The organism is Halomonas sp. (assembly GCF_052095695.1).
Classification (GTDB): domain Bacteria; phylum Pseudomonadota; class Gammaproteobacteria; order Pseudomonadales; family Halomonadaceae; genus Vreelandella.
Genome location: NZ_JBQDLQ010000099.1, coordinates 1 through 11,561 on the forward strand (window position 1 = coordinate 1; position 11,561 = coordinate 11,561).

General features: G+C 52.5%; 10 protein-coding genes and 1 pseudogene. 5 read left to right on the forward strand and 6 right to left on the reverse strand.

Going from position 1 to position 11,561, the window contains the following annotated elements:
• The 3 genes and pseudogenes from ACTH5D_RS15285 to ACTH5D_RS15295 all read right to left on the reverse strand — a co-directional run.
• A pseudogene (locus ACTH5D_RS15285) lies at window positions 1-335 on the reverse strand (ABC transporter permease); the annotation flags it as partial.
• 2 nt (window positions 336-337) lie between these two features.
• On the reverse strand, window positions 338-1,369 hold the full coding sequence (locus ACTH5D_RS15290) for an ABC transporter substrate-binding protein (RefSeq protein WP_441672740.1): 1,032 nt from the start codon (window positions 1,367-1,369) through the stop codon (window positions 338-340).
• Complete coding sequence (locus ACTH5D_RS15295) at window positions 1,366-2,403, reverse strand: LacI family DNA-binding transcriptional regulator (protein WP_441672742.1); 1,038 nt, start codon at window positions 2,401-2,403, stop codon at window positions 1,366-1,368. The genes ACTH5D_RS15290 and ACTH5D_RS15295 overlap by 4 nt, the downstream gene beginning before the upstream one ends.
• Before the next feature lie 224 nt (window positions 2,404-2,627).
• On the opposite strand from ACTH5D_RS15295, the gene ACTH5D_RS15300 reads away from it, so the two are divergent.
• Window positions 2,628-4,094: a cobyric acid synthase gene (locus ACTH5D_RS15300; protein WP_441672744.1), complete on the forward strand. Its 1,467-nt coding sequence runs from the start codon at window positions 2,628-2,630 to the stop codon at window positions 4,092-4,094.
• On the opposite strand, the gene ACTH5D_RS15305 is transcribed toward ACTH5D_RS15300, so the two are convergent.
• Entirely contained in the window at window positions 4,091-4,996 is a 906-nt protein-coding gene (locus ACTH5D_RS15305; protein WP_441672746.1) for a LysR substrate-binding domain-containing protein, read from the reverse strand. The two genes, ACTH5D_RS15300 and ACTH5D_RS15305, sit on opposite strands and share 4 nt — an antisense overlap.
• Before the next feature lie 148 nt (window positions 4,997-5,144).
• On the opposite strand from ACTH5D_RS15305, the gene ACTH5D_RS15310 reads away from it, so the two are divergent.
• From ACTH5D_RS15310 to ACTH5D_RS15320, 3 genes are all read left to right on the forward strand, one after another.
• A complete protein-coding gene (locus tag ACTH5D_RS15310; protein WP_441672748.1) occupies window positions 5,145-6,269 on the forward strand; it encodes a 4-oxalomesaconate tautomerase in 1,125 nt (374 codons plus the stop codon).
• A gap of 51 nt (window positions 6,270-6,320) precedes the next feature.
• On the forward strand, window positions 6,321-7,454 hold the full coding sequence (locus tag ACTH5D_RS15315; RefSeq protein ID WP_441672750.1) for a tricarboxylate transporter: 1,134 nt from the start codon (window positions 6,321-6,323) through the stop codon (window positions 7,452-7,454).
• Between the two features lie 82 nt (window positions 7,455-7,536).
• Window positions 7,537-9,483: a tripartite tricarboxylate transporter permease gene (locus tag ACTH5D_RS15320; protein WP_441672752.1), complete on the forward strand. Its 1,947-nt coding sequence runs from the start codon at window positions 7,537-7,539 to the stop codon at window positions 9,481-9,483.
• Between the two features lie 64 nt (window positions 9,484-9,547).
• On the opposite strand, the gene ACTH5D_RS15325 is transcribed toward ACTH5D_RS15320, so the two are convergent.
• On the reverse strand, window positions 9,548-9,937 hold the full coding sequence (locus ACTH5D_RS15325; RefSeq protein WP_441672754.1) for a RidA family protein: 390 nt from the start codon (window positions 9,935-9,937) through the stop codon (window positions 9,548-9,550).
• A 168-nt stretch (window positions 9,938-10,105) separates the two neighbouring features.
• Here ACTH5D_RS15325 and ACTH5D_RS15330 point away from each other — a divergent pair, with 168 nt between their 5' ends.
• Complete coding sequence (locus tag ACTH5D_RS15330; RefSeq protein ID WP_441672756.1) at window positions 10,106-10,669, forward strand: hypothetical protein; 564 nt, start codon at window positions 10,106-10,108, stop codon at window positions 10,667-10,669.
• Window positions 10,670-10,694: 25 nt separating this feature from the next.
• Here ACTH5D_RS15330 and ACTH5D_RS15335 read toward each other — a convergent pair.
• The coding region (locus tag ACTH5D_RS15335) for a vWA domain-containing protein (RefSeq protein ID WP_441672758.1) at window positions 10,695-11,561 on the reverse strand (867 nt) is incomplete at its 5' end.

An 11,561-nucleotide genomic window follows, 5' to 3' on the forward strand; every position in this document is an offset into this window, starting at 1 on the left:
TGCTGACGGGCTAGAAAAAAGCCCACAAAGCCAGCAATAGCGACCGCTGTTAGTGAGACAACGAGTGAGATACCAACGGTTGTCACTATGCTGATTAAGTACTGGCGATGGGTGAGAATAGTGAGATAAGCGCTTACGCCGCTACTTCGGTCTGCTTCGGCGCCCATCAATATCAAGCGTGAAAAAGGCAGTAGCCAAAAAGCGCAGAACACAATGAGCGCAGGCATTAAGGCGAGTACGGCCACGAGGCTTTTATGCCGCACGGGTAGTGTTAAAACCATCCATCGAGTTGAAAAAGAAGCAGCCCCCAAGGGCTGCTTGGATGCTGCTTTCATGGTTAACGAACCTCCGATAAGTACCGCTCAGAGAAACTGCGTTGAGCAGCCGCCATTGCAGAGTAGTCAACGGTTGCGGCGCGGGCGTAGTCGCTATCAGGCAGAAAAACCTCACGTGCTTTTGCTGAGATAGCGCTCTCACGCACCGGGCGTAGATACGCATCGGCCCAGACAGCTTGCCCCTGATCAGAAAGCACGAAATCAAGCACTTGCTGACCATTGTCGGGGTTAGGGCCATCCTTCACTAGGCTCATGACATAAGGCACAACCACGCTGCCTTCTTGGGGAATGACAAACTCTACGTTGGCGCCGTCATTGTGGCGAGCGCGATAAGCGTTGAAGTCATAATCAAGCAGAATAGGGATCTCACCGGAAAGCACGCGTGCATAGCTAGTTTGCTTGGGCACAATGGGAGCGTTATCGGCCAGCTCATTGAAGTAGTTGATGGCGGGTGTGAAATCATTAAGGTCGCCACCCATCGCTAAGTTGACCGCCACAGCGCCCACGTAGCCTACAAAGGCGCTTGCGGGATCAAGATAGCCCACCATGCCACGGTATTCGGGGTTAAGCAGGTCTTCCCAAGAGGTGGGCACTGGGGCGCCATCTAGCGCATCAACGTTGACCATAAAACCGAGGGTGCCGGAATGAATGGCGAACCAGTTGCCCTCGGGATCTTTAAGCCCTTCAGGGATCTCTTCCCAGTGTTCGGGCTGGTAGGGTGTGACCACGTCCTCCGCCATGGCTTGGATGCCAAAGGTGACGCCATAGTAGACAACATCGGCCACTGGACTACCCGCTTCGGCGACCAGCTGGGCTAAGGACTGGCCGGAGTTTTTATTGTCTTGCGGTACGTGAATGCCGGTTTCCTGTTTGATCAAGCGCAGCTGTGCCCCCCAGTCAGCCCATTCAGGTGGGCAGTTGTAGCAAATCGCGTTATCGTCAGGTTGAGCCATCGCTGCCGCTGATGTAGCGATAGCCGCAGTGGTCAGTAATGCTTGATAGATACGCTTCATATGCCTGCGCTTAAGGTTCATAACGTGTTCCTCTGAGTAGTGCCTGCGTTGGACTTGCGTGATGCCGGTATTCCAGTACTTTCGCCCTTACGCAATGCGTGGGGCAGGGGAGCTGTCGTGCAGTTTTCTCCCCGAATCATGGCTAATAAGGTGTGAACCGCCGCGCGTCCTATATCGGCACGCGGTTGTTCAATAGTGCATAGCGATGGATAGAGGTACTGACCTAAAGCGATGCCATCAAACCCCATCACCGAAAGGTCGTCGGGCACAGCAAAGCCTGCACGTTGCAGCTCTCCGATTAGGCTGATAGCAAGCAGATCATTGGGACAAATAACAGCGCTAAAAGATTGAAAACCTTGTAGCGCTGGCTTGAGGCTGGCGATGTCGGCTTGGGTATGACGAGCCATTTCCACAAGCTGATGAGGCAAGAAACCGGCACTCTTCATTGCTTGGCAATAACCTTCGTAACGCTGTTGAGCACGGTCTGATTGCAGCAATGGGCCGGCGACCATGCCGATGCGCTCATGCCCCAGGGCGATTAAGTGGCGAGTAGCATCAGCACCAGCGGCAAGGTTATCGACGCCAATGGAGGTAAAGCCGCTAGTCCCAGGTGGGTTGTAGACCAGCAGGCAAGGGATGGTTTCCAGACGCAGCTTATCCAGTACGTCACTGTTACTAGCATCGGCGACGGTGAGCACTAAGCCGTCTACGCGCTGGCGCAGCATCTCTTCCACAATGTTGCCTTCACGGCTGGGCGAGTACTCGCTGGTAGTAACGATTAGGGAGTAGCCTGAGTCGCGAGCCGCCACTTCCATAGCTTGCAGCTGCTCAGCAAAGACGGGGTTGTCGAGGCTGGGCACCATCACGCCAATCATTTGTGTGGCTTGTGAGCGCAGCTGCTGCGCAACTTTGTTGGGCCTGAATGCTAATTCTTGGGCCGCATTGAATACTTTTTCGCGGGTTGCTGGGCGCACTAAGTCGGGGCTTGAAAAGGCCCGTGCCGCGGTAGCGCGAGAGACCCCTGCTCGCTTTGCCACACTGAGTAAATCTGCCATGCCGACACCTATCGTTCGCGTAATGAGATCGATCTCATTTGTTAGGTGTCAGCCTAACCAGCGCATGTGACGAACTGATGGCGGTAAAAAGTATTTTTGGCGTTATTCATGTGACAGCGTGGTTTTGTTGCACTGATAACTCGGTCTGTTTTATTTGACTACGTTGCGAAGCGGTGCACCTCCCGCTAAAGTCTCGCGTTAGTTCACCTGGGCAAGGCTTTCTTATGGCCACACTAATGATTCAAGGCACTACTTCGGATGCCGGTAAAAGCACGGTGGTGGCTGCGTTATGTCGCGCTCTGGCACGGCGTGGCATATCAGTCGCGCCGTTTAAACCTCAGAACATGGCACTTAACAGCGCTGTAACTGAAGATGGTGGCGAGATAGGTCGCTCTACAGCCCTACAGGCGCAGGCATGTTATTTGGCGCCGCACAGCGATATGAACCCTGTGCTGCTAAAGCCTGAAACAGACCGCGGAGCTCAGGTGATTTTGCGCGGCAAGGTGCATGGTCATATGGATGCACTGGATTACCACGCCTATAAGCGCACCGCGAAAGAGAACGTGATGGCCGCCTGGCAGGCGCTGGAAAGCCGCTTTGATGTAATTATTGCCGAGGGCGCAGGTAGCCCGGCGGAAATCAATTTACGTGAAGGCGATATTGCCAATATGGGCTTTGCCGAAGCGGCAAATTGCCCCGTACTGCTGGTGGGCGATATTGATCGTGGCGGCGTATTTGCTCAGTTAGTAGGCACGCTGGCGCTGCTTAGTGAGAGTGAGCAGACGCGCACAAAAGGCTTTATTATTAATCGCTTCCGTGGCGATATTGCGTTATTAAATCCAGGTCTTGAGTGGCTGGAAAAACGCACACAAAAGCCGGTATTGGGAACACTCCCTTATCTTCAGGGGCTAGTGCTGGACTCAGAAGACAGCATTGGTGTCGTGCAGGCAGAAAAGCGCAGCGCTGTGATCAATATTATTGTTCCCGCGCTTCCACGCATCAGCAATCATACCGATTTTGATCCGCTGCGCTTACACCCCCAGGTTTCGCTGCGTTTTATTGGGCCTGATCAGCCAATTCCCGCTGCCGATGCGATCATTTTGCCCGGTAGTAAAAGCACTGCCAGCGATCTTGCGTGGCTAAAACGTCAAGGGTGGGATAAGGCGCTTCAGCGCCATCTTCGTTACGGCGGGACGGTGCTGGGTATTTGCGGTGGCTTTCAAATGCTGGGCGAGTGGGTGGACGATCCTGATGGCTTGGAGGGGCAACCAGGAAAAGTGGCCGGGCTAGGGCTGCTGCCCCTTACAACGCAAATGGTAGCGGGCAAGCAACTGCGCAACGTTAGTGGCGTGCTGTCAGATCAACCTGCCCTTGTCGAGGGGTATGAAATTCATAACGGCGTCAGCCAGGGCTTAGCGCTTAACTCGCCGCTTTTTCATATACAGGGTAAGCCTGAAGGGGCCGTTAGTGACGATGGCCAAATAATGGGTACTTACCTGCATGGGTTATTTGATCACCCCGATGCTTGCCAAGCGTTGCTAACAAAACTGGGCCTTACCCATGCGGAATCAAGTGATTATCAAGCTCACCGTGAACGTGAGCTTAATCGCTTGGCTGACATGCTAGAGGCGAGTATTGATATAGAGCAAGTTATTGCGCTGATTGATGCTGGCGTCGATAAAAGCTGTTAACTGGGTTCTTTAACCCAGTGCTTTAGCAGTAAATCAATAAATAACTGTGCGGTGCTGGATAGACTGTGTGAATTACTTCGCACCAGACCAATAGAGCGCTGAATGCGTGGCTCGGGCAGATCTCTAGAGCAGAGCGTGTCGTGATCAGGGCCTGGCATGGTCATGCGCGGCAAAATAGCCACTCCCAGCCCTGACTCGACAAGTCCTAACGACGTGGATAAGTGTTGGACTTCGTAAAAACTATTGAGATGAATGCCCTCTGCTGACAGAGCGTTATCAAGCAGCGTGCGATTCCCACTATCACGGCTAACTGTGATAAGCCGCACTTCCTCCAAGTCGCTCCACTCAACCTGCTGTTTACTAGCAAGCGGATGGTCGGAGCGCAGTGCCAGTACAAAGGGGTCGCGGAGTAGTGGTGTGAAGCGTACTTCGGAACTTTGCGCACTGATCATATTGATTCCAAAGTCTGCTTCGCCGTTAATCACTTTCTCCAAGCCTTCGTTGGCACTGACATCCAAGATACGAATGCGAATTCCAGGCCAAGCTTCGCTGAACACTCGAATGACACTAGGCAAAAAGTAGAATGCCGCCGTGGGTAAGCAGGCTATCGTCACCGTGCCCTTTTGGTGGGTGACCAGTTCACGAATTCCCAATATGGAGGACTCATACTCTTCTATCATTCGTCTCGCTCGGGGCAAGAAATCGGCTCCGATAGGACTTAGACGAGTGCGTCGTGTTGTTCTTTCAAGTAGTTCAACTTCAAGGAGTTCTTCTAATTTTTGAATGCGCCTTGTAAGGGCTGGCTGAGACAAATGCAAGCGCTGAGCGGCTTCATGAAAAGTGCCCAATTCAGCGACCAGGATGAAGGCTTGTAGATCAAGAAATTCGAGTCTATGCAGCATAGGATTGTTGCGCAAAAGAGGTGGTTTAATAATTAAAACACATTAATGCATAAAACGGATTTATAGCAATCTATATTTGCATTTGAGACATTAAAGATTGGCTGACACTCTTCGTCCATACAGTCATCGCTAACTATGGCGGAGCAAAATGAACAGTATTCCTTGTGTGGTAATGCGTGGAGGAACCTCTAGAGGCCCTTTTTTACGTATGAAAGATCTGCCCAGTGACCAAGAACAGCAGGCTGAAATACTGCTTAGTTTAATGGGGTCTGGCCATGCACTACAAATTGATGGCATTGGTGGTGGAGACCCACTCACCAGCAAAGTGGCTATTGTAGAGCGCTCATCGCACCCTGATGCCGATGTTGATTACTTATTCGCTCAAGTTGATGTGGTGAATAGGCGCGTCGACTTTAATCCTAACTGCGGCAACATGCTCTCTGCCGTCGGGCCGTACGCAATAGAAACGGGGCTGGTAGAGCCGCAAGACGATATCACCGTGGTAAGGGTGCATAATTTAAATACCCAACGGCTGATCGAGTGCCATGTACCTACACCGGGGAGGCAGGTGCAGTACGAAGGCAGTATCACCATTAGCGGCGTTCCAGGTAGTGCTGCAGGCATTCAACTCAGCTTTTTAGACATCATGGGAAGTAAAACAGGCCAACTGTTACCCACGGGGAAAGCATGTGATGAGATTGATGGTATCGAGGTGAGCTGCATCGATGCGGCCACCCCGATTATGTTACTGCGGGCTGAGTCGGTTGGACTAACGGGCTATGAGTCGCCTGCTGAATTAGATAACAATGCACCCTTGTTAACGCGCTTAGAAACCCTTCGCCGTGAAGCGGGGCTGCGAATGGGAATGGGTGATGTTAGCCAAAGCGTTTTGCCAAAGGTCGTGCTGATCTCCGCGGCCGAAGCGGAATTGAATACGCTTAATGTTCGTTATTTTGTGCCTCATCGCTGCCATAAATCTATTGCCGTAACGGGGGCGATGGCCGTTGCTGCTGCGGTTAATGTACCTGGCTCGATTGCCAATCACATGGCCAGCAGCACAAAGAAGCTTTCTGCTGGAAAGCTTCTATCTCAGGTTGTCTTAGAACACCCATCAGGCTCTATTGAGCTTACGGCGGAGTATCGCCAAGAGAATGCGTTTGATTTGGCGCGTGTATCGCTTATCCGAACGGCTCGTAAAATTATGAGTGGGCAAATTTTCTACGCACTCCCTTCACAGAAAATGGACAACCATGCTGTTGAGGCTGTCGATTAAGCCACCTTAAAAAATCACTAAATGACAATAATTAATAACAGGAGTATCGCCATGACCACTTTGAATAAAAAACCACTTAACGCTCTGAGATTGCCTGCATTGCGCACTACTTACAAAAAAGCGCTACTTGTCGTTGCTTGTTCAACGCTGGGTGCTATCAGCGTGAATATTCAGGCTAACGATGTGAACGTGCCCGATACCATTCATTGGACCATTCCGTTTGGTGTAGGCGGTGGAACCGACGTCTGGGCACGCTTCTTTACTACTTGGATGAGCGACAATATTCAAGGTAACCCTACGCTGGTGATCGATAACGTGCCTGGTGGCGGCTCTATTAATGGCGCTAACTTGTTTTCCATGCGGGCAGCCTCGGATGGCAGTCAGTGGATAGGTACCTCAGCTTCTACTCAGTATCCTGCCATGCTGAAAGATCGGCGTGTACGTTATAGTTACGACGATTGGACACCGATTTTAGCGACGCCGACAGGAGGGGTAGTGTATGCACAGCCTAGCCTAGGAAGCACCGCAGAGGAGGTGCTGAATGCGATGACCAGTCAGCAAGTTACATTTGCTGTGCAAAGCCATACAGGGCTAGAGCTGCCGGTATTGATTGCGCTTGATCTGCTCGGAGTTGATGTGAAGGCGGTCTCGGGGATGAGTAGCCGTGGGGAAGGCCGACTAGCCTTCGAACGAGGTGAGGCGGATATCGATTTCCAAACTACCTCTGCCTATTTCACCAGCGTGGAAGGTTTGGTGGAGACTGACCGAGCGGTTCCGCTCTTTTCATTGGGTGTGCTCAGCGACAGTGGTGAGATTGTTCGTGACCCCGCCTTCCCTGATTTACCGACGTTTAATGAGGTTTACGAAACACTGCATGGAGAAGCGCCCAGCGGCCTAGCAGCTGAGGCTTATCGCAAGTTCTTTGCATCCGGGTTCACGCTTCAAAAGCTAATACTGCTGCCCAGTGACGCACCAGAGGAATTGATTCAGGAGTATCGCGATGCGGCACGTGGTTTTGTGGATACAGAAGCGTTTAAAGACGCAGCAATGGCTCAGCTTGGCCCCTACACGCCGGTTGTCGGTGAGGTCGTCGAGCAACATCTGAAGGATGCCATGTCGCTTGATGATGCTACGCGGGAGTGGCTGTCCGAGTGGCTGCTAGAGCAGCACGGTGCTCGTATTTAACAGAAAGAGTTAACACCAACAAAGCACTACTTAAGTGGTGCTTTTGGGCACCCTTACACTAAACAACATAAGAGCCATGACAATGTCTGACGTCTTATTCTCTAGTTTGGGGCAGTTGTTTACTGTTCCGCATATGATGTACATGGTTATTGGTGTCCTCATTGGGCTTGTTGTGGGCATCATTCCTGGGCTTGGCGGCATTGCTGGCATGTCACTACTGTTACCGTTCCTCTATGGTATGGAGCCTTCAGTTGCTCTAGGTATGCTGATGGGGTTAGTAGCAGTGATACCCACAGGCGATACTTTCTCCTCCGTGCTACTGGGCATTCCTGGCTCAAGTGCTTCACAAGCGACCGTGCTGGACGGCTTTGCACTGGCTAAAAAAGGGCAGGCTGCAAGAGCGCTTTCCAGTGCGTTTCTGTCTTCAATGATTGGCGGGCTCATCGGTGCGGCTGTTCTCACGGCCTTTATTCTCGTCGCGCGGCCGATTGTGCTGTCTTTCTCTTCGTCTGAACTATTTATGTTGACGTTGCTGGGGCTATCAATGGTGGCGATTCTTTCGGGCAAGGATGTCTTTAAAGGCATTGCTGCCTGTGGCCTAGGGCTATTAGTGGGGACGATCGGTATGGCTCCTGCCACTGGTGAGTTCAGGCTGCCGTTCGAATTTGACTATCTGTATGACGGGTTGCCTTTGGTAGTAGTGGGTTTAGGTATTTTCGCATTACCTGAGATCATTGACTTATTGGGCAAGCGCGGCGCGATTGCGGAGGAGCCCTGCCAATTAGGCCAGGGCTGGAAAGAGGGAATGAAGGATGTTGTTAGACGGCCTGGACTAGTGGCCCGCTGCGCAGGCATCGGCAGTTTAATTGGAACGGTTCCTGGCTTGGCGGGTTCGGTGGTGGATTGGCTTACTTATGGGCATGCGGTGCAGACTGCTAAGGATAAATCGCAGTTTGGTAAAGGGGATATTCGTGGCGTAATTGCGCCAGAGTCTGCTAACAATGCGTGTGCCTGCGGGGCGATGGTGCCCACTCTGCTTTTTGGTATTCCCGGCTCAGGCACCGCAGCGGTTTTTCTAGGCGGTTTACTGCTCCTTGGTCTTCAGCCAGGTGTCAGCATGCTAGAGACGAATCTTGACCTGACTTACACCATTATCTGGTCATTAGCGCTCGCTAATATTTTAGGTGCCGCTCTCTGCTTAGGGTTGGCCCGTCCGGTTTCCAGCTTAACGCGGGTACCGTTCGTGATTTTAGCGCCCCTAATTACTGTCTTAATACTCTTTGCGGCCTATCAAGCGACGCGCTCGCTGGGTGATTTTTTTGCACTCGGCATTGTCGGAGCGTTTGGCGTGCTGTTTAAACAGGCGAACTGGTCTCGGCCCGCTTTTTTGATTGGCTTTGTGCTCGCGCCCGGTGCTGAAACATACTTTTATCAAGCTGCCCAGTTTCAAGGCGCTGCAGCCTTTACGAGGCCAGGTGTGCTGATTATTGGCGCAATGATTGCGGCATCACTATTACTTCCTCCTTTGCGCAGCTATCTGCAAAAGCGCCGTCAAGCCAAAGATTCTATGGCCCATTTGACTGCTCAGGAAGAGGGGGATTCGCTGTCGCTGGGCGCGCTTGATGTAGCACTGCTAGGTAGCCTGTTAGTAGGTGCCGGTTACATATGGCTGAGCTATGCTGATCTTTCTATGTTAGGCGGCATCATGCCCAGGCTGGCGATTGCCATTATCGTGGTCGCGTGCCTGCTGGAAATTATCAGAACGATCATCAAACCGATAAAGTGGCAGGTTCAAACATTCCTCCCGCAGCTAGCTTGGGTGGCCGGCTTCTTCGCCGTGATTGTATGCGTGATGGTGTTCGGTTTAATGCTGACCGCCCCTGTGTTTTGCCTAGGTTTCTTACTGCTGGTGGCCCGCGTGAAACCTATGACTGCAGTAGTAATGGCGGCAGGCGTCGCTATTTTCCTAGTGGGAATGGCGAACCTGCTGACGCTTACATATCCTTCAGGTATGTTAACCGGGTTCTAAAGCAGATTTACGCTGGGGACGTAAGACAAAAAGCCATTAAGTTGGCTTTTTGTCTTTAAAAAAATTAATGATTAGCGCGCTGCGCCATCACGGTGATCTCAACACTGCACCCGCCACCGATGTTTGCCGATTCAGTGCAGGTGCGAGCAGGATAGCGGCCGGGATCGAAGTGCTCGGCATACACACTATCTAATTCTTGAAGCGTGTGCAGGTTAGTGAGGTGAATATCTACGCGCACTACATCAGCAAAACTGCCGCCTTCCATTTCAAGCATGCGAGAGACGGCCCGCATCACTAGGCGTGTTTCTTCTTTTACGTTGCCTCGAGCCGCGTGACCATTAGATAAATCTGCGACGGTTAGCCCTGAAATGAACACATAGTGGTCGTCGATGACCATGTGGCTACCGGGAAAGCTCGGTGTGGGCAGTGTCGGATCGTTGGTATAGGTCGGCATGCTAATTCCTTCTAAGTTGCTGATCGCACATACATCCTCTACGACAGGGCAATAGTGCTAGTGTTCAATGCCAGTCATCATGAATAGAACAAGGGTAGGCATTATGCACTGTCAAAATAGCGGTGATTACTCTAGGCTTGCGGCTTTTATGTCGGCAATGGGGGATAAATGAAGGTCATACACGTCAATGAAGAGGCCCAGCGCGATGCCTGTTTAGCGCGGCTATGCGCTGAAGTTTACGGCCAAGAAGCTGGTTTAACGCCGCTCGTCGTGTTTGCCGGCACTCGCACTGTTTTGTTTGCTCAGCAGGCCGCACGCTTATTTGCTGCCGTTGATGCAAAAGGAAAACCGCAGGCGCTGGCGCTGCTGGTATTAGATGAAGAGGGTGAGGGGATGACGATTACCCACGCCTGCACGCTGGACCAGTTAGATGCCAAGCAGCGCTTGATTAATGAACTTAGCTTAAAAGCGCCGCTGCGTGTTGAGGTGGATACTGGCGAACAAGAAGCGTTTTACCGCGAGAGTGGTATCAAGCGCTGGTTCGGCGGAGTGGGTGGCAAACGTATTGGCTTGGGGGCGCGTCACCCGGCGCAAAATGTTCGCGAGCTGGCACCCACCTTAGGGTTAGACGAAGCGCTTATTTTGCGTCGTTTTAAACATGACCCCAAGGCTTTCGAGGCAGCCAAACAGGCGTTTTTGAGCGGCCTGAGTGACTTTCCCGCGACGCTTTAATGACGACTCGTCACGTTGGGTAGATTTACTTCTTCGCCAGTTCGTGCATGGCCGTTTCCAAGCCTTCCATGGTCATCGGGTACATTCGGTCGTTGATAAGCTCGCGAATAAGCTGAGTGGAGTAGGTGCTTTCCCAGGCGCGTGGCGGCATTGGATTGAGCCACGCCAGGTGTGGAAAGGTGGCGCATAAACGTTGAAGCCAGACGCCACCCGCTTCGTCATTAAAGTGTTCTACGCTGCCCCCTGGGTGGGTCACTTCATAGGGTGACATAGCTGCATCGCCGACAATCACTACTTGGTAATCCGCGCCGTAGGTGTGAAGCACATCCATGGTTGGGATACGCTCATTACCACGGCGCATGTTGTTACGCCAAACCCCTTCGTACAGGCAGTTGTGGAAGTAGTAGTGCTCCAGGTGCTTGAACTCAGAGCGGGCCGCCGAAAACAGTTCTTCGCAAACGCGAATGTGGTCATCCATTGAGCCGCCCACATCCAAAAACAGCAGCACCTTCACCGCGTTGTGGCGTTCAGGGCGCATCTGGACGTTAAGTAGCCCGGCATCGCGCGCGGTGGCGCGTATAGTGCTGTCAACGTCGAACTCTTCGAGCGCGCCTTGGCGGGCAAACTTGCGCAGGCGGCGCAGCGCCATTTTGATATTGCGGGTGCCCAGCTCTAACGAGTCGTCGTAGTCGCGAAAGCGGCGCTCGTCCCATACCTTGGTGGCACGGCGGTGGCGCGAGCCGTCCTGGCCGATACGAATACCTTCCGGGTTGTAGCCGTAGGCGCCAAACGGGCTGGTGCCGCCGGTGCCGATCCATTTATTGCCCCCTGCATGGCGCTCTTTCTGCTCTTCCAGGCGTTTTTTAAACGTCTCGATCAGTTCTTCGAGGCC